Origin of the sequence: Alteromonas confluentis (assembly GCF_001757105.1) — a bacterium.
Classification (GTDB): Bacteria; Pseudomonadota; Gammaproteobacteria; order Enterobacterales; family Alteromonadaceae; genus Alteromonas; species Alteromonas confluentis.
Genome location: NZ_MDHN01000015.1, coordinates 47,703 through 67,580 on the forward strand (window position 1 = coordinate 47,703; position 19,878 = coordinate 67,580).

Below are 19,878 nucleotides of genomic sequence, written 5' to 3' on the forward strand. Positions count from 1 at the left end.
TTGTTTTATGCGAGGTTGGGATTGTTGTTCTCGCAGATGTGCCACTACCGGCAGAAGCGGTGTCTTCTCCGGTAGTGTTTTTTCATAACAAGGAGAACGAAATGAAAGTTTCTGTTATTCGTCATTTAGCTGTACTGCTTGCTCTGTCTGCCGTGACATCAACCCGGGCCGCAGAGATGACAACGCAATTAGATACATCAGGCACGATTACAATTCATAACGCTTCTGTCCCGCTACCTGATGCCTTAAGTGAAGGTGGTCAGGCAGTACTGAAACGCAGCGGCGCAACCGAAGGGCCGGGTGCACCCATGCCGCTGCCGTCTGATATCACCGATATCAAAGAAATCCGTAAGGTGTATAACAACAATCTTCAACCCTACGTGGACCATATGAAGTCGGTGTTTCCCGTAGACATTGAGGAAACCACGATTAACGGTATTTCTGCCGCTATTATTACGCCTAAAGGTGGCGTGCCTGAGAAGAATGCAAACCGGCTTATTCTGAACGGGCCGGGCGGGGGCTTTCGCACCGGCGTGAGAGCCAACGGTTTGCTGATCAGTATTCCTGTCGCGGCACAAATGAAAGTGAAGGTGATATCTATTCTGTACCGGCAGGGTCCGGAACACCGCTTTCCGGCTGCCAGTGAAGACTTACTGAAAGTCTGGGATGTTGTATCTAAAGAGGTACCGCCCGAGAATATTGGTATGGTGGGATGTTCTGCCGGCGGCATGCTGGTGTCACAAACCACTGCTATGTTGATTGAAGCCGGACGGCCAGTTCCCGGTGCATTGGGGGTCTACTGCGCGGGACTTGGCATGACGCCGTCAGGCGATTCGGTGTTTACCGGTAAGCTGAGCATTACCAATATCGAAGCAGATATGAAGCCGGTTACTGCGCCAGCGCCGCGAGGCGGTATGTCTTACTTTGACGGTGTGGATACCACACAATTCATCGCAGCCCCGCTGAACGATGCAACTAAACTGGCTCAATTTCCGCCGGTTCTGTTTTTTACCGGTACCCGGGATTTTCTCATGAGCGGCGCGGCGTACAGCCACCGCAAGCTACTGGCCGCTGGTGTGGAAAGCGATTTGCTTATTTATGACGGTTTGTACCACGGCTTTATGACCAACCCTGATTTTCCAGAATCTCAGGAAGGGTATGGCATTGCCGCAGATTTCTTCGATAAACATCTGGGGCAGTAGGGTATGTTTTTAATTCTCCCTTTAACACGGATCACCAGCCGGGCTCTCTTTCTTGTTGGGTGGCTGGCGCTGGCCGCTGTCATGGCTAGCAGCGCCGCGCTGGCAGAAGTGCCTGTGGTACTCAAAGCCACAGACATCATTACAACGCAAAGCGGAAAACTGCAGGGTAAAGTGCTGCCATCAGGCGTACAGGCCTGGTTTGGTGTGCCTTACGCGCAGGCACCACTGAGAGAACTGCGCTGGAAAGCACCGCAGCCGGTCAACTGGCCGGGACTGTTTCATGCTGACCGCATGGCGCCACAGTGCATTCAGCCGTTGCGTAACAGCAACATTAATCACTACTTCAGCCACGAAGCTACCAGTGAAGATTGTTTGTACATGAACATCTGGGCGCCTGAAGCGGCAAAGGCCGATGACGGTTTGCCTGTGGTGGTATGGATCCACGGCGGAGGCTTCACCATCGGTTCACCTTCCATGGCCATTTATGGCGGCGAGCCGCTGGCAGAAAAAGGCGTGATCACCATCAGTATTGCCTATCGCCTGGGGATCTTAGGATTTATGGCTCACCCTGAATTAACCGTACAGTCGCCTGACGGCGCACCGGGCAACTACGGCCTGATGGATCAATTGGCCGCACTACGCTGGATAAAACAGAACATCAAGCAGTTTGGCGGCGATCCGGATAACGTGACTATTGCCGGTCAGTCTGCCGGTTCAGCGTCTGTGTCGTATCTGCAGCTGAGCCCCCTTGGCAAAGGTTTAATCAGTAAAGCAGTGGGGATGAGCGGTTCGGCGTTTATGTTTCCTATGACATCCCGACAGGATGCTGAGCAAACAGGTTTAGCTATTCAGTCGCATTTCAAGGCTGAAAACATCAATGCACTGAGGCACATCTCTGCGGATCAGATATTAAAAGCGCAACGGGATTGTCAGTTAGGTTGTTCAGGCAGCTTCAAGGCCGGACCGGTTGTCGACGGGTACGTGCTGCCTGCTCAGCCTGCTGCATTATTTGCAGATAAAGCAGGCAGCGATATACCGGTTATGATCGGGTTTACCCGCGATGAAGGTTTCAGTCCGCTGGGCGGCGTAAAATCGAAAGCTGAATTAACCGCGCTGGTGAATCAACTTTATCCCGGTAAGGCAGATGAACTGCTTAGCCGTTTTGCAATCAACACCGATGCAGAGGCAATCCGTGCCGGTAAAGATATGGCCCGGGACAGCACGCTGGGGCTGAGTATGTGGCGTTGGTCACAGGCACAAACGGAAAATCTGACATCGCCGGTATTTCCTTATGTGTTTGCACGAGTGCATCCGTATACTGCAGGGATCACCTTTGCCGATCATGATCCGAAGACGGCCGGTGTGTATCACACCGCTGACGTGCCTTACTGGCTGGGTACGCTGGATGCCCTGAACATTTACCGCGAAACCCGCACCTACACGGCTTTCGACCGTGCGCTCAGTGACGCCATGCAACAGGCTATCGTTTCATTTGCGCGCTCCGGTAAGCCAGCCTTGCCGGATGGCAAAAAATGGGCACCTTTCAGCCCGGATTCACCAAAGGTGGTGATGTGGGGTAGTGGAGACCGCATTTTCCAAACCGTGCCATGGCCGAATGCTGAAGACATGACGTTCTACGCAGATAATCCGGTAATGATGACGCCGCCGGCACCGGCAAAAGAAGGGCCGAGAGCAAGGGATTGAATGAAAAACAGCGGCAGATGCCGCTGTTTGTTTTTGCTCCTGATTAAAACAGGTTCAGAGTGATGCCAGAAAGGCACTGATCTCCTCGTCAAAGCTGTCCGGACCGTGATTGCTGTCGAAGTTATCCAGCGGCAACGATAATACCGGGATCCCCGCTTTACGCAGTGCACGCAGCACAAAAGGATCGGCATCAGATAACGCCACCGCTCCGTTAATGTGGTGAGTGCGGGCTTCTTTTACGTGCCAGGCGCCGGCCCAGGTGGGCATTCTCAGTTCATCCCCCATGGTAACAAATCGTGCGGCCAATGCTTCCAGCGCATCGTCTTCACCGGAGAACTCGCGAATATATCCGTCTGCCGCCAGCGCAAGATACATGCTCCATACAAACACGGCACCATGACTTTCCTGCCAGCGCTGATAGAACTGCATATTGCTCCACAAGCCTCTGCCTACCCACATAAGCCGCAGTTTTTCATTGCTGCAAACAGATTCTCCCAGATCCACTTTTGCTTTCACTTCTTCGTAAAACGCTTTAGCGGCATCACGGGCCCATTCAGTGCCCCGGTGCCACTGGGGCACCATGGTTGCGGGCATAGTATCAACCACACTTACCGGCACAGGACAGGTACTGGCAAGCAGATCACGGGTCTTGCGGTAGTACTCTTCCTGTTCGTTAACCAGCGTCATAATGCGGGTAAACGCCTGCATGTCGAAGGTCTCACCGGTATGCGCTTCCAGAGCCGCTATAGCGTCTTTCAGCTCAGACGTCAGCAACGCGACCCTTTCCGGTTCCAGTTCCGTTTTCCAGTCATTCGGTAGCTTATTCCACCAGTCTTCATATAAGTCATTCCGGCATTCCACCGTGCGCTCAAACATAAACAGATTGGCGCCGGTCTCCCGTGCCCAGTGATCAAAAATTCTGGGGGTGGCGTCACTGCCAAGAACAGTCTGCAGAAACTGTGGTTGTGGCAGACCTCCCCAGGGAGCCTGCTCCGGCTCTTTGTCAAAGTACGCGGCAATACCCTGCGCACTGTAGGCTTCCACATTGCCGGGATACTTATTCGCTTTCAGTAGCGATGCGTACCGTTTAGATTGCTGCTTGGCTGCAACAATAGACGCCCACCACTGATTCACCACAAATGGCAGGCCCATGGCTCTTAGCATTTCCTGAGGGGAATTGGCATTCACCACACCAAATGGTGCCCCTTCCTCAGCGCTTGATCTGACAGACTGAAACCATTCCCGCTGATAAGTGCCAAAATCGGCTACAGATGCCAGTGCTTTCTTACTGCGTTCCGGTTTGGGGCGGGGTTTCCGGGGCGATGCTGCGTCTTTTGCCGCACGCTCCCCGGCTGATGCTGCACGACTGTGCTGTTTAACGGCGAATAATGTATCTGTGCCCGGAAAAGAGCTGCCAGTCTCCCAGATTCCGGTATCAATGCCGTGTTGGGATAAGTAGCCACTGATAAATCCGGCATCCCATTGAGATGCTTCATCACCTTTCGCTGTGAGATAAATCACACCACGGGCTTTCACCGCAGAAATCTGGCCGGCAATAAACTGCGCCCGGGTGAGGGCAGGAATTAGATAGTCCGGACAGGTCCTGGCGGGATCAGCAACCCTGGTTTGCCAGTCATCTGACAGCACCGGCTCTGCAACACGTTTGTCGCCCCAGTCCTGCCAGTCTCCGACAATATGAATGCCGGCCGCTTCAAGTTCGCGGTAGCACCGGTCATTAAGTTGGGGTAAACCGGCGATAATGACGCGCTCTTTAGTTTTATCCTCCAGTTCTGCTGCACGGCCTGATTCAATATCTGCCAGTAATGACGCCGCCCGTTTACACCACTCGTGGGGTGTATAAACCATGGTGGCTGCCATACAGTGGTGGAACTGGCTTCCACTGATCCGGGGGTTAAAATCGTTGCGTTTTTTTAACAGCTCACCTAGCACCGTTCGCTGCTGCTCCTGAATCTCAGTATCAAATGCCAGCTTTTGTGCGGAAGCTTTGTTACCTGAAATTGCCGACATATCTGCAAGCCAGGTGTGTAACTGTGCAGCCCGCGTGAGGTTATATTTCGCAGAGCTTTCGCGCATCTGATGAAGATGATCATAAAAATGAATGTGTCTTGCCGGCAGCTCTTCATCGTTAAAAAGCTGACGCAAGGTGGCGAATAATTGGGGCGTTTCATAATCGCAATGCGTCAGCAACAGAGGCAGGGCGTCTTTATCGTTGAATATTTGTTGCAGTAACGACCGGCCACTTTGCGACATATTCGCCGTGCCCACTAATGCATCGGCATCAGGGGTGGGTAAATTATCATCTGAAACTAATCGTACCGGACATAAACCTGCAGCGCGGATCAGTTCATAGGGGGCATCACTACCCAGCACGCGTATAACCTTCTTGCCCTCGCTGACATAGCGTTTTGCAACATCACCGGCGTATGCCGGAGTGATGGCAAACGGGAAGCCCTGCAAATTAGCCATTAAATCACTCCTGTTTCCATCAGAGACTGCATTTGCTCCTGCGAATAGCCCAGCATTTCAGTCAGCACTTTCTCATTGTGCTCACCAATATGCACTGGCAACACATCATCAAAGCCTGTGCTGGCACCTGAGAACAAAATGGGAATGCCAGCGGTGTGGAAATTATCTACCGTGCCGTATTTGGGGTGGGCGACCGGATTGGTCTCATTCCTTGACGCGACCCGCGGATCATTCATGGCTTCTTCCGGGTGGCGTACCGGTGCAACGGGCACGCCCTGGGCTTCAAGGCGACTCACCACTTCACTTACCGGTAACTGAGATGTCCATGCTGTGATCAGGGCTTCCAGTGTGTTGGCATTGGCGACTCTTGCGTCACGATTACTGTAGCGGGGATCTTCACCCAGCTTTTCATTTTCCATAGCACGGAACAGTCCGCGGGCCAGCTTTTCATGCACGGCCACCAGTGCAATATAGCCATCCTCACATTCAAACACACCAAAAGGCGACAGTCGCTGAACGGTGAGGCCGGTGCGGGCCTGCATGCCTGCCGCCTCCATTGCTGCCCAGTTTTCAATGGCAACAAACGAGGTAAGGGCACCCAGCATAGAAACATCGATGTGTTGACCCTCACCGGTTTTATGTCGTTGCTCAAGGGCTGAAAGAATACCGATCACCGAGAACACCGGTGCCAGCATATCTGCAATGGGAATACCAATGCGTACCGGTGGCTCGTTCACCGCGCCACTGGCGTACATGGCACCACTTAAGGCCTGAATAATGATATCCATGGCCTTGCCACCTTCTTTAGAGGTGGCGCCGAAACCGCTCAGCGAACAGTAAATAACCCCGGGATTTACTGCTTTCGATGCTTCGTAGCCAACGCCCAACCGGTCTGCTGTACCGGAGGTGAAGTTTTCGACCACGATATCGGCGGTTTTTACCAGATCCAGAAATACATCCTGTGCACCGGGTTTCTTTAAATCCAGCGAAATGCCGTATTTGCCCCGTGCACGGGTCAGGTGAGATACCGATACATCGTCATCGTGTTGTTTTTCAATGACAACGCCGTTTTTACCTACATAGGGGCTATTCTCACGAGCCAGATCGCCATGTTTGGGATCTTCAATTTTGATCACTTCTGCGCCAAGTCCGGCTAGCAGCAATGTTGCGTACGGACCTGCCAGAGCGCGGGTTAAATCAATTACGCGTAAGCCTTCCAGAGGACGCGTTTTTAATGCTGTGCTGGTTGTCATAGTTGTTCCTTTATAATCTGGTCGGTGTCGCTTTTGCTGTATCCCAGCGACATCAAAATCTGTTGCGTGTCTGAACCGGCAGTGCGGCCGGGAAAGCCCGGCTTTGCCGGGGTGTCAGACAGCTTTACCGGCGCCCCTACGTGAATAACCGGCGTACCGTCGGGTGCAGACTGGTTGATAATCATTTCCCTTGCGAGATTGTGTTCATTTTCAAGTGCTTCAGGGATGGTCAGTACTGGCGAAAACTGGGTGCCGGCCTGTTCGAAAATGCGGCACCACTGCGCCTGAGTCCTGGTGGCCATCACGCTGGCAATTTCGGCTTTCATGTCAGGCCACCGTGCTTTATTCATCTGCTCATCTGCCAGAGCCTGTAAGCCGATGGCTTCGCAGAACTGCTTCCAGTAGCGGGGTTCCATGTCGGTCGTGACAAGCCACTTATCATCTGCCGTCCGCCAGATGCCGCTGTCTGCACGGTGCATGCCTTTTGCGGGCAGGGAGTTCAGATCCGGTGCGCGTGAGAGCACATTGATGATGAGCGCTAACGACGCGTCACTCATGGCAATGTCTACCTGCTGGCCTTTTCCGGTAGTCTGCCTTGCCAGCAATGCTGCCAGTACGCCAATGACCGCGTTTGAACCGCTGAGCAGATCTGCCACAGGTACGCCTGGAAAATCCGGTGCTGTAGCGTTCCCGCCCATTCTTGAAAGCGCACCGGCTGTGGCAAGAGCGATGGGATCATGCCCGGGCTTATTTGCGTACGGCCCGGTTTGTCCGCATAAGGTTACAGAGCAATATATGAGTTTGGGGTTAATGGTTTTTAGCACTTCGTAGCCATAGCCCATGGACTCCATAACACCCGGACGGTAGTCCTCGACCAGTACGTCCGCTTGTTTAATCAATTTGAAGATGGCTTCTTTCGCTGAAGCGGTTCCTGGATTCAGCAGAACAGACTGCTTGCCACGGGTGAGGATGTCTTTAGCCCTTAACTGTGCATTTTCATCGTCAGTTAATTTATCCCAGCCAAATACCTTCTTTTGCTTTGCCACTTCGCGGGGATTCTCGATCCGGATGATTTCTGCGCCAAGATCGGCCAGCATCCAGGTGCAATACGGGCCGGGCAGGAACTTACTGAAGTCCACGACGCGAATGCCGTTCAATGGTGTGGTCATATCCGGCCTCCTAAAAAAGCCAGCCGGTCTTCGTCCAGTGCGGGAGCCCGCCTTGCTGATGGCGTTGTGCTTTCCGATGACGCCCAGAGAGGCCCGGGGTATTTAACATCGTCAATATTCACCCAGAGTTCGCGGGCAGCATGCTGACTGCTGGTTAAGCAATCATCGGGCGTATCGATTTGCGACAGACCAAGTCCGTTTTCAGCAGACCAGGCGGCCAGCGTGGCTTTGTCATGCAGCATGAAAAAACCAGCGATGTGGCTTTCCCAGCTTTCCAGTTGCGTTTGTGGCATATCGGCAACCAGAATGTCTTCCCAGCGGATTTCAGCAAGCTCGCCTGCATGGTCGCCCATGACGCGGATAAAACTTTTCATCATTGCCGGATTATCTACCAGTGCCCAGGTAATGAAGCCGTCATTGCACGCCCATACCTGCCTGACACCGGATTTACCCCGAATCAGAAGGTTGCCGGTACGGTTACCGGTTTTTCCGGTCCACGCCCAGGTGAGCGGTTCACGGTAGTTGGCCAGTACGGCTGACTGAAAAGCAGATACTTCGACTAACTGGCCTTTGCCGGTCAGTGCCCGTTCATGCAATGCTGTCAGTGCGCCGGTAACCGCCTGAATCGCGCCAAGGGCATATGCCTGTTCGCCGGGCAATGTCATAGGCGGGCGGTCCGGATCACCGACGATGGTCATTAAACCGCTGCGCGCCATCAGCGTGAAATCTGAAACCGGCTCTGACAGGGTTTCGCTGCCGGGCATGAACCCACTGATGACCACATCAATGATATCCGGCTTGAGGTCTTGTAAATACCGGTGAGGAATGCCAGTGGTACGGATAACAATGTCAGCCTCTGCCATCAGCGCAGAAAATGCAGATGTGTAAGGCGGAGCAACAACCGAGCGTTTACCGTGATTCCATGCGGTGAATGCCTCCGGATCTTCTCTGAGCGGATCGCCGGACTCAGGCTCCGCTTTAATCACCGTGGCGCCCAGTTCTGCCAGCATGCGGCCACTGAAAGCACCAAGATGAGAAGTTAAATCGATAACTTTTACATGAGATAACATGACACACTCCTTATGCCAGTATGCCGGCGTCAACCAGCTTACTGATATGCGCGGGGTCCTCTCCCAGCATGGAAACAAACACCTCCTGTAAATGCTCACCAAGGCAAGGGGGAGCAGTTACGCGGTCAGAGGATACAGAGAAGCGTAAAGGCGGCGCTGGCATGTCACACAGGCCAAGTTTGGCATGGTTGATCCAGCGGTAATGTCCGTGTTGCAGGGCTTCGTCGGTGTATACATCGCGACCGTCTGCAACGGCCTCTGCGGCGATTCCTGCCTGTTTGAAGCGTTTTGCCACGGCATGTTTGTCAGCGGTTTGGCAGTAGCAGGACAGCGCGTCTCTAACCGTTTCGGGAGACAGGTCTTTTGTCTGTGCAATATCCAGCAGATCCGCAGCAGCAAGCAATTGCTGTTGTGTGGAAAGAGTAACCGCAACATATTGATCCTTGCCGCGACAGGAAAAAACATCCTGAAGTAGTGCTGACGACGAGGCATTGGCCTGCTTTGCCGGTTTGCCTTTCTGAATGGCAGCGTAGCTGTCTGCCAGAGTATGAATAAGGGGCTCAACCTGACTGATATCAATGTGCTGACCGCGTCCGGTTTTACGTTTGTGTTCCAGTGCTGCCAGTGTCGCTACGGTTGCGAACATCGGGGCAACCACATCGCCGTAAGCAAAGGGAGGCATGTGTGGAGCGCGGTCTGGCCAGCCCGACATACTTGCCAGCCCCGACAATGCCGCTGCAGAATTACCGTAGCCCCTTATTTTACCCAGCGGGCCGGTGCGTCCGGCAACACTGACGCTGATTAAAATAATATCCGGCTTAATGGCTTTAAGTTCTTCAAAGGACAGGCCGATCCGCTCCATGAATCCTGCACTGAAATTTTCGACAACGACATCGGCACGGGCAACCAGCTTTTTGGCCATGTCTACCCCGGCGGGCTCCGCCAGATTAATGGCAACACTTTGTTTACTGGTATTGGTAATGGCAAAGAAGGCCGATGCATCGATATCCCGTTTGCCCCCGGCAAACGGCGGGCTCATCCGTCCTAGATCAAGTCTTTTCCGGGACTCAATTTTGATCACTTCCGCGCCCAGGTCTGCCAGATCTTTTGTGGCTCTGGGCCCTGCACCCACCCAGGAAAAATCAGCAATTTTAATATCTCTTAAAGGTAACGTCATTGCGGCGCTCCTGAATTACATTGAATAGGAGACCCGGCCTGAATAAGGTCCTGAGCCTTTTGAAAAATGGCTTCACCATCGACATTGAATTCATTCAGCCCAATGGCCTCCTTCCGGGCCATCTGGTTGTATAGCTGGTCGAATTGCTGCTGGTCTTGCTGGCTGAAAGAATGAAAGGTCATTTTGTTGTCTCGGGCGAAATCCAGTCCCTTCTGTTCTGCTTCCTGCAGGTAGACTTTCAGGTTCTGTTCCCAGGTCGCCTGTTCTTCTTCAAAAATACGCTGTATATCTGCAGGCAGGCTTTGCCATACTTTTTCAGACATGGCTCTGGCCGGGTATGCTCCCCGGCTGAACTTCACCGGTGTGATGTGCTGTGCAACTTCAGCGAAGTGCATGCTGTAGATGGTGTCTGCAGGGGCAACAACGCCGTCAATGATGCCTTTGGCAAGAGCGGGGTAAACTTCACCCATTGGTATGTTTACCGGGTCTGCGCCGAGTTCTTTCAGCAGCGCAACCGCCTCACTTTGCACCCGCAGGCGCAGCCCGCTGAAATCATCCAGGCTGTTTACCGGCGTGTTACGTGTAATCAGTGTGGGGAAGTTGCCGCCCTGAATGGCCAGCACTTTTAAACCTTCCAGTTCGCGGTTGAACGACGGAAATGACGCTGCCAGGCATTTATACAGTGCAACCTGATCATCGATACTTGCAATGCCGCCGTAGAAGCCGGCCTGCGTACGTAGCACATGGGTGCCACCTCTGGCATAAATCGGTGTAATCAGGCCGATATCCGCTACGCCATGCCTGATCTCCATCATGCTCATATCTGACGACAACAAAGAACCTGACCAGAAGGCATCAAAAACAATTCTTCCTTCCGAGGCTTCTTCAATGCTTTCCATCCATGCAATATCGGCCTGACTGAACGGGTGACCGGGAGGATACGGGCTGGCGTAAGTCAGTGTGCGGACATCAGTCTTGTGTGCATCAGAGCAGGCAAAACAAAGTGGCAGCAAAACGAAAACAAGCAGGTACTTCATGTTCAGACCCCCGTGACCGATGGAAGCCACAGTGCCAGTGCCGGCAACGTGATGATCAGGCTGAGGTGGCAGACGTCAGCAACCAGAAAAGGCACGATACCGCGGAAAATGGTGGTTATCGGGATATCTTTCACTATCCCCTGTAACACATAGGCGTTCAGGCCCAGTGGCGGTAAGATAAAACCGGTTTCCATTGCACGGACCAGGAAAATACCAAACCAGATGGGGCTATAACCCAGTTCCAGAATAATGGGTAAAAATATAGGCGTGGTCAGGAGCATTAATGCCAGACCATCCAGAAAGGACCCCAGAGCCAGCAGGATGATTGCCATGACTATAATGGCGACAACCGGACTGGCATCCACCGAACGGATGACTTCGGCAAGCATGGTGGCGAGGCCCGTTACACTTATAAATGTGCCAAAAATAATCGCACCAATGATAATCAGATAAATCATTCCTGAGGTCAGTAGTGTTTTACGCAGGGCTTCTTTAAACAGCGCCAGAGACAGCACGCCGCGGAAATAGCACAGCACCAGCGTAAGCGCCACGCCCACCGAGGCGGCTTCCGATGGGGTGAATAAACCTATCATCATGCCGCCGATAACAAACAGGATGAGCAGAGCGATATCACCGATTTTTTTCAGGCCAGCAATTCTGTGTGGCCAGCTCACTCTTGGGCTTCGTGGTCCCAGTGACGGATTCAGGGTGCAAAGGATCATGACCGTTGCGATATAAAAGATAGCCTGGGTGATCCCCGGAATAATCGCAGCGGCGAACAGGGTGCCTATGGACTGCTCGGCAATGATGCCAAACACGATCAGCGCCCCTGATGGTGGGATCAGTGCGCCCAGTGTGCCGCCGGCAGCCAGTGAGCCGGTGGCAAGCTGATTCTGGTATCCGGCTTTTCGCATTTCGGGCATGGCCGCTGAACCAACGGTAGCCACTGTTGCCAGACTTGAGCCGCTGACCGCTCCGAAACCGGCGCAACCAGCAATGGATGCGACGGCCAGACCACCCCGTCTGTGCCCCATGAATCTTGCGGCGACATCGAAGAAATCCCTGCTTGCACCTGCACTGAAACACAAATGTGCCAGCAGCAGGAAAAGAGGAAGAACGCCGAGTTCGTACTTAGAAATAACTTCGAAGAAAATAACACCGGTTTTGATGACTGCCGCTTCAGGGGACAGTAACAGCATTAACCCGCCAAAGCCGACAATACCCAGGCTCACGCCAATAGGGATCCCCACCGTCAAAGCGACGAACAGGCATATCAGGCCAAGGAGACCTGTTAACTCAGGACTCATGATGGCGACCTTTAAACACTTGCTTCAGAAAGCAGGCTGAAGCAACACAAATGCCGCTAAAGCCAATAAGACGTAACCAGAAGTAAGGAATGTGCAGTAGTTCTGAACGTTCAGACTCGCCTATTGTTTCAATGGCTATCCAAAATCCGGCAACGGCCAAAAGTGCCAGAAACAGAAAACAAACCAGAGCGGAAAAGCGTGCAGCGATTTGCTGACCAGGCGAAGACAGTCTGCTGGTCAGAATTTTGATAGTGGCGTGTTCGTTATTCATGGTGGCCATGACTAGCGCACCGGTTGCCATTAATACAATGGCAGCCTGCACAATTTCAATGGCACCTAAAAACGGTAAACCAATATGCCGCCCTGCTACAGCAATGGTATCTGCAAGCATCATGACAATGAGGCCAGTTGCGCCTGTCAGTACAAATATCTTTTCAATTACGGAGCTGACGGGGGAGAGTTCCCTTGGCCCTGCATGCCTTTCCTGCGCTGACTTCATCGATTGGTTCTCCGGAGAATAAAAAATGCTAACATCGACAGTATCAAAGTTACGTTAGGTGGATAATTTATAAATTAAATAGTTTGGTTTATCAACTATTATGTTAATAAGTTGTTCTTTAATAAGTTAGAGAGAAAAGAAAGCGTGGTCAATCAGAAAGAAATAGAAATGGGACGGTTGGGAGAGTTCATTGGCTTCCGGTTACGTCGTGTTCAGAACCTGTTGTCAAAGGACTTTGCATCAGCTACACGGAAATATAATTTACGCTCTGGATTATTCAGTTCACTGTCATTAATTTCATCCAATCCGGGCATATCTCAAAATGAGCTTTCGGCTGCTGTGGGCCTTGATAAATCAACGTTTGTTCAGGTTATTGATGAACTTGAAAAACGAGGCTTGGCGAAACGGGAAAAATCCAAGACAGATCGCAGAAGACATGCACTTTTCGTGACGGATGAAGGTCAGATCTTCCTCAACGAACTGTATGAAATTATGGCGAAAACTGAATCAGCAGCATTAAAACAACTGAGCCCCAGTGAACTTAGTTTATTGAAAGCGCTACTCGACAGAATGTACGAGGTGTTATAGTTGAGTTACAGAGTTGTTTTAAATTTTTTAACATAATGGTTGACATTCCAAACTATATTGCCGTTTACTAGACAAAGAAATTGCGGAAGCAGCGGTCGTGCCGGTTTCCATTCGTGAATCAGATAACGTTAATTAAAAGATTCCGAATGCGGTGAATCCGTTGACCAATCGCAAATTAGCACTAGGCGATGCTCAATTTGTCAGGAGGCAAGTCAATGTTTGTTAACCGTTTAGCCACGTACTCTTCAATGATTGCGTTAATGGGATCACTTAGCTGTGCATCTGTATTCGCGCAGGAGAATGTTCAGGCCACATCAGATCAAGCTGCTCAAAGCAATGCAGCAGCAGAAGAACCGGAAGTCATCGTTGTAACGTCTACCGGAACCAGTATCCGCGGCGCTGCACCGGTAGGTTCTTCACTTATCGAAGTCGGGCGGGATGATATCGATCGTTCCGCCACTATCAATACCATGAACCTGCTGCGTGAAACACCGCAGATATTCAGTCTGGGGGTCAATGATACGTCCCGAAGCGGAAGCGGCGGTGCGGGTAATATTGTGTACGGGAATGCCATCAACATTCGTGGTATAGGCCCTTATGCAACACTCACATTAATCAATGGGCGACGTGCGGTGCCTCAGGGTACTCTGGGGGCAACCGTTGATCCTTCGTCGATTCCGACCATCGGTTTAAAACGTATTGAAGTCATTGCAGACGGTGCTTCGGCCGTTTACGGCTCAGATGCGGTTGCCGGCGTGGCTAACCTGATATTACGTCGCGGGTTTGAAGGTGTGCAGGTTGAAGGACAATATGGGGTGGGGGCAGACTACGATGAACACCAACTGAGTCTGATCACCGGTAAAGCCTGGAATTCCGGTCAGGTAACCGTTTCTGCGCAGCGATCTTATCGCAGCAATATTTTTGGCGGCGATCGCGATTATTACCGGGCTGACTTAACCGGAATGGGCGGTGCCGATTACCGGGTTAGTAGTTGTAATCCTGGCAACATTTACCTCAACGGAAACAGTTATGCTATTCCGCAAGGTGGTGCAACGGCAGATAATCTGGTGGAAGGTACGCAAAATCTTTGCGATAACATGTCGGCAACCACCGATCTGATGCCCGAACAAACTATTCACAGCGCCGTCATGACACTGAATCAGGATCTAAGCGATAAGGTGACCTTATTCGTTGATGCACTGGTTTATCAGCGCGATGGCAAACGCTACTCCGAACCCTATGATGCGCGGATTTCGGTACCGGAAACGAATGCTTTCTTTATTTCCCCTGCAGGGGTGGCGCTGGAGCCATGTTCCGGCAGCCTGGGTCTGCCTTCTGGTACAGGGTGTGAAAGTATCGATTACAGTTTTGCCGAAGCCTATGGGTCTCCGGCGGTTACGACATTCGATACACAAACCTGGCAATTGACGGCCGGTCTCGACATTACTTTACCTGCAGACTGGTTGCTGAATGTACACGCCACCATGGGCCAGAATGATGACCAGGCGTTTAATCGTGGCGGTAACGTCAATAGTGGCGCCTTGCGCACTGCACTTGCCAGTTCAGATCCTTCTACAGCGTACAACCCATTTGGCACATCTGAAAACAGCCAAACAGTCATCGACAGTATTTTTAACTACGCTATCGACACCGTTGCACAAACCAAAGTGAAAGATTTTGGTATGAAGGTTGACGGTCCGCTGATGTCGCTGCCAGGTGGAGATGTGAAGCTGGCTGCCGGCCTGGGTTATTATGAAATGGAGCTCTGGACTGGTCAGGTCCGTGGCGCTGACGGTGAGCGCCCATATAATTTTGACCCCAGAAACCGCGACATCACTTCAGGTTTTGCAGAGCTGTACATTCCTATTGTTGGTGACGGTAATGCGATGCCAGGTATTTACAGTCTGGTGCTGGACATCGCTGGTCGAATCGATGACTACAGCGATGTTGGCCGGACTGAAAACCCCAAGATTGGTATCGACTGGCAGCCAGTGGAAGATGTAGCGATTCATGCCAGCTATGGTGAATCTTTCCGCGCGCCGTTACTGACTCAGTTAACCAGTGCCGGTGGCAGTAATCTCTACATCCAGAACTATTTTGACCCGACGATTAATCAGACTATCCGGGGCGCTACCTTATCAGGTGGTAACGACGATCTGGTGCCGGAAACAGCAGAAACCTGGTCGGTGGGTGTTGATTACACGCCATCAAGTTATAAAGGTGCCCGGTTCTCTGTCAACCTGTTCGATGTCACTTATGAAGGACAAATTGGCGGGCAGTTATCGAATCTGAATATTCTGCGTCAGGAAGATGTGTTTTCTTCCATCATTCTGCGGGGCGCTGCAGCACAGGCTAGAACCGCTGAGCTCCTTGCTGGTGGTATTAACGTGCGAAGTGGCAGTGTTGCCGAAGCCGAAAATACCATGGTGTTCGTAGATGGCCGGAATAATAACCTGGGAAGCACAGAAGCCCGGGGGCTGGATTTTTCTATGTCGGTACCTATGGAAACTGACAGTGGTGATTTCAGGTTTGGTCTGCTCGGCACCTGGTTTGATTATTATCGTGTTGCGCAAACTGCCACGGCTGAATCCATCGATCAGGTAAACAATCTGGATTATCCGGTTAGTTTACGTATGCGGGGCAGTATTAACTGGCAACGGGATTACTGGGATTTGACCCTGTTCGCGAACTACACGAACAGTTACAACAATACCCTTACCGGTGAGGATATCAGCTCACTGACTACGCTGGATTTTGCTGCGTCTTACATCTTCAGTGGCGGGCTGAGCGGCATTGGCGAGGACCTCAAGGTAGGGCTGTTTATTAACAATATTACCGACGAAGATCCGCCTTACGCCGACATCGCCCCATCAAATAATGGTGGTGGCGGTTTCGACCCGCAGGTAGGCAGTCCTGTAGGACGACTCATCTCACTCTCCCTTTCTAAGAGCTTCTGATGAAAACGCTGAAAAAGCGTCAGTTGTGCCGGCTTTTGCCGGCACTCTCTATTTTTCATCCTGTCTTTCTTCTTATTATCAACAAGGAATGAATATGACGTATTCACGTATTGCATGGTTTTGCGCGCTGTTGCTGCTGGCTGGCGGGAAAGAGGCCGTAGCGGACATTGAGCATGTTAAGAAAATCCCGGCAGGGGAGCGCGAAATTTATAATGCCGCGGAGGTAAAAGGCTCGCCGGTATCTGTCAACCTGGCTGAATACGGTTATGTAGAAGAAGAGTATTTTGTCAGCGGCACAGCCAGCTCCTTTGATTACAAAGATGGCAGCCTGGTTGTGCATAATAAAGACTTGCCCTATGTGACCCGTGTCGTTGTCCGCCGGCCTGAGGATATGGCGACTTTTTCAGGCGTATTGCACGTGGAGCCTGAACATCCGTCTAAAGGTAATACGTCTCACTGGGTGGCTATGCAGCATTTTATTATCGACAGTGGCGATGCCTATGTGTCAGTAGGCAGCGGTAACGATCCCCGTCAACGGGAACTGACTGCACAAGGTGAGTTTCCCACTGCGCAAAGCGACATTGCCAAATGGTATGATCCTGAGCGTTATAAAGCATTACAATGGCCAGCAGATGACGGGATCCGCTATCAGGTCATTTCTGACGCGGTTCATTATTTCCGTACTGCCCATGTCGCCAACCCGTTTAATGGTGCGCTGCCGGACGTCGCTATAGCTGGTGGATGGTCATTTACCGGCAGCTTCTGGCGTACCTATGTCAATTATGGATTTCATGAAAAATTTGCTATCAGCGCGGAAAAACCATTGTTTGACGGTTATCTGGTAGGGATCTCGTCGCGCTGGAACGGACTTGGTGTACTTCCCCTTAACGCAGATATTGACAAGGATGGCATGGATAATCCGGTTCGGGACCTGCGTCCTGTGAACGTCCCGGTTATCGAGTTTCTCACTGAATTTGAAGTGGGAGAAGGAGATGGTCCGCAGGTTGCTGACAGTAACAAAAATCCGGGGGCTCACCGGTTGTATGAAATCGGGGCCGTCATTCATGGCGATCAACTTTTAATGGATCAGGGAGGTGACCGGTTTAACCGTGGTCAGCTCATTCAGCTTTACCGGAAAGGGTATCCAAAAGAAGCCGATGCACTGGCTGAATGCCAGTATCCGCTCAGCGATATTCCGCAAGGTCCCTATGCCCGTGCTGCGCTGTCAAATCTTCGCGAATGGATTGTGAATGTCCAGTTGCCGCCCCACGCACAGGAACTAGTGTTAGATGAAAACGGACAGGTGCTTCGGGATCATCATCAAAATCCGTTGGGCGGAATGCCGGTAGCAGAGTTCGCCGTTCCCCTGGCGAGCTATACCACAGACGCAGAACCTCAATGTCAGCGAAACGGTCGTCCGGCCATGCTTAGAAAGAATTTTTCATCACAGCAATTGCAGGCCATGTATGGCAACAAGGACAACTATCTCAAGGCGTATCACGACTACCTTGATGCCATGGTGCGGGAACGCTGGGTGTTAGAAAGCGATGCAAAAATGTTGAAAAACAAGATGGCGGATCTGGCAACTGACGCTTTTGCTGGTAAAGGAGAATAAGCATGAAATACCTGAGTAAAAACTGGCTTAAAATTTTTGTGCCGGCACTTATCGCGTTCTCAACACTGAGCGTAGCCAGCGGGTTTGCGGATTATCAACCGGCACCGGCCTATGAAGAAACCACCGAGGCATCATCTTATGTGACCATGCGGGATGGTGTGAAGCTGGCAATATCGGTAGTCAGACCGGCGAAAAACGGTAAACCGGTTGACGGGAAATTCCCGGTTATCTGGCACCACACGCTGTCCATATCCAGGGAAGCCCGCGACGGAACCGGAGGTTTCATCAGTGCATTGCATGCTATTCCGACTCTGGCAAAACACGGCTATGTGGTCGTGCAGGTAGCACGACGCGGAAACGGTCAATCCTTTGGCGTGATGCGTGGCTATCACGATCGAAATGAGGCGTTTGATGCGTATGAAATGACCCAATGGCTGGCTGAGCAACCCTGGTCTGACGGTAATGTAGGGGTTTACGGATGTTCTAACACCGGAGATGCGGCTATGCACGCGATGTCCGTGCAACCGCCTGCGCTTAAAGCAGTTTTTGCCGGTTGCTTCTCATGGCATAAATTTGATGCTTTTCGCCGGGGGGCAATCTTCGCACAATGGGGAACCGGGCCTGCCAGAACAATTGAAGACGACATGGCTATTCCACCGGTTGACGGTGATGAAGACAAGAAACTGCTAGAACAAGCAGCACAAGAACATCAACTGGCGACCCCGTTACTTCAGATGTGGTCTGAATTGCCATTTCGCGACAGCTGGTCAAAAACCATGGGAAGTCGTTTCTGGTCTGAGGGCAGTGTGGCCGATTACAAAGACCAGGTAGCCCGTTCAGGGATCCCGCTTTATATCATGGGCGGGTGGTTTGATGAACTGCGGGATCAGGGGTTGATTACCCTGCTGAATGTGCCGGGTTCAAGAGCCATCTTTGGTCCCTGGCAACACTGCCGGAACGATGATTTTCCCTTGCTGGATGAGATCCACCGTTTTTTCGATACCCACTTAAAAGGTTTGGAAACCGGACTAAATCAGGAGCCGCCTCTACATTACTTTGTGATGGAGGGGAGTGAAAATGGTCACTGGGCATCATCATCAACCTGGCCGGTGGAAGGCGTCGACTTTAAGGCTTTTGCCATGACAGATTCCGGTTTGAAGACGGATAGTCAGGCTGGAGGCACTTTGGATCAGCAGTTTGATGTGAAGTTTGAACAAAATTGCCCGGGTGAAAAAATAAGTTCCCGTTCCCAGCCCTGCAGTATTCATGAGGAGGGGATTCATATTACCTCTGAGCCACTTCTTCATGCCATAGAAGTCACTGGCCATCCCAAGGTTACAGTTAATCTCTCGACGAATCGGAACGACGCAAATTTGTTTGCTTATCTTGAGGATGTTGCACCGGACGGGTCCGTTACTGTTATCACAGAAGGTCGGCTGAAAGCCTCTATGCGCAAGACAGACAGTGCTCCGTGGCTGATGCCGGAGGGCACGCCCTGGCATCGCTGGTACAAGGAAGATCAGCTGTTACTGACCGCAAACGAACCGGTAGAGCTGACATTTGCGATGATGCCGACTTCCCGGGTTTTTGCCGCAAACCATAAAATCCAGGTAACCTTCACGGGATCGGATTATCGTGAAAGACTGCGGGATGATGCTGGTCATGCGCAAACAATCAGATTAACCAGCCCGTCATCAGGTACGGCTGTGTTGATGCTGCCGGTTGCGGGCAACTAGCTTTATAACTTGTGTCAGTATGCAATAAATCCATGCTGGCACTATTTATCAAAAATTTAGTCACTTTCTGCCATTAA

General features: G+C 51.7%; 14 protein-coding genes. 6 read left to right on the forward strand and 8 right to left on the reverse strand.

Features of this window, described 5'->3' with window-relative positions; translation table 11 throughout:
• The first annotated feature begins 101 nt into the window (after positions 1–101).
• Positions 102–1,202, forward strand: a complete 1,101-nt coding sequence (locus tag BFC18_RS07220; RefSeq protein WP_070124778.1) for an alpha/beta hydrolase fold domain-containing protein — start codon at positions 102–104, stop codon at positions 1,200–1,202.
• Positions 1,203–1,283: 81 nt separating this feature from the next.
• Entirely contained in the window at positions 1,284–2,906 is a 1,623-nt protein-coding gene (locus BFC18_RS07225) for a carboxylesterase/lipase family protein (protein WP_070125082.1), read from the forward strand.
• A gap of 54 nt (positions 2,907–2,960) precedes the next feature.
• Here the strand turns inward: BFC18_RS07225 and BFC18_RS21400 are convergent, their stop codons facing one another.
• Genes BFC18_RS21400 through BFC18_RS07265 form a run of 8 tightly spaced genes read right to left on the reverse strand, consistent with a single transcriptional unit; the run spans position 2,961 to position 12,905 of the window.
• A complete protein-coding gene (locus BFC18_RS21400) occupies positions 2,961–5,393 on the reverse strand; it encodes a 2-hydroxyacyl-CoA dehydratase family protein (protein ID WP_083272958.1) in 2,433 nt (810 codons plus the stop codon).
• On the reverse strand, positions 5,393–6,646 hold the full coding sequence (locus BFC18_RS07235) for a CaiB/BaiF CoA transferase family protein (protein WP_070124779.1): 1,254 nt from the start codon (positions 6,644–6,646) through the stop codon (positions 5,393–5,395). Before BFC18_RS07235 ends, BFC18_RS21400 begins: the two co-directional genes overlap by 1 nt.
• Complete coding sequence (locus tag BFC18_RS07240) at positions 6,643–7,815, reverse strand: CaiB/BaiF CoA transferase family protein (protein WP_070124781.1); 1,173 nt, start codon at positions 7,813–7,815, stop codon at positions 6,643–6,645. Before BFC18_RS07240 ends, BFC18_RS07235 begins: the two co-directional genes overlap by 4 nt.
• Entirely contained in the window at positions 7,812–8,885 is a 1,074-nt protein-coding gene (locus BFC18_RS07245; protein ID WP_070124782.1) for a CoA transferase, read from the reverse strand. Before BFC18_RS07245 ends, BFC18_RS07240 begins: the two co-directional genes overlap by 4 nt.
• Positions 8,886–8,895: 10 nt before the next feature.
• Positions 8,896–10,062, reverse strand: a complete 1,167-nt coding sequence (locus tag BFC18_RS07250; protein WP_070124785.1) for a CaiB/BaiF CoA transferase family protein — start codon at positions 10,060–10,062, stop codon at positions 8,896–8,898.
• Positions 10,059–11,099, reverse strand: coding sequence for a TRAP transporter substrate-binding protein (locus BFC18_RS07255; protein ID WP_070124786.1), 1,041 nt, complete (start codon positions 11,097–11,099; stop codon positions 10,059–10,061). The genes BFC18_RS07250 and BFC18_RS07255 overlap by 4 nt, the downstream gene beginning before the upstream one ends.
• Positions 11,100–11,101: 2 nt before the next feature.
• Complete coding sequence (locus BFC18_RS07260) at positions 11,102–12,406, reverse strand: TRAP transporter large permease (protein ID WP_070124788.1); 1,305 nt, start codon at positions 12,404–12,406, stop codon at positions 11,102–11,104.
• Positions 12,396–12,905, reverse strand: a complete 510-nt coding sequence (locus tag BFC18_RS07265) for a TRAP transporter small permease (RefSeq protein WP_083272959.1) — start codon at positions 12,903–12,905, stop codon at positions 12,396–12,398. The genes BFC18_RS07260 and BFC18_RS07265 overlap by 11 nt, the downstream gene beginning before the upstream one ends.
• Positions 12,906–13,016: 111 nt before the next feature.
• Between BFC18_RS07265 and BFC18_RS07270 the strand changes: the two genes are divergently transcribed.
• The 4 genes from BFC18_RS07270 (at position 13,017) to BFC18_RS07285 (ending at position 19,801) form a co-directional block, all read left to right on the forward strand.
• Positions 13,017–13,493, forward strand: a complete 477-nt coding sequence (locus BFC18_RS07270; protein ID WP_139138970.1) for a MarR family winged helix-turn-helix transcriptional regulator — start codon at positions 13,017–13,019, stop codon at positions 13,491–13,493.
• Positions 13,494–13,708: 215 nt separating this feature from the next.
• Positions 13,709–16,450, forward strand: a complete 2,742-nt coding sequence (locus tag BFC18_RS07275) for a TonB-dependent receptor plug domain-containing protein (protein ID WP_070124794.1) — start codon at positions 13,709–13,711, stop codon at positions 16,448–16,450.
• A 94-nt stretch (positions 16,451–16,544) separates the two neighbouring features.
• Complete coding sequence (locus BFC18_RS07280; RefSeq protein WP_070124795.1) at positions 16,545–18,065, forward strand: alpha/beta hydrolase domain-containing protein; 1,521 nt, start codon at positions 16,545–16,547, stop codon at positions 18,063–18,065.
• Between the two features lie 2 nt (positions 18,066–18,067).
• Complete coding sequence (locus tag BFC18_RS07285; protein ID WP_070124797.1) at positions 18,068–19,801, forward strand: CocE/NonD family hydrolase; 1,734 nt, start codon at positions 18,068–18,070, stop codon at positions 19,799–19,801.
• Positions 19,802–19,878: the final 77 nt, after the last annotated feature.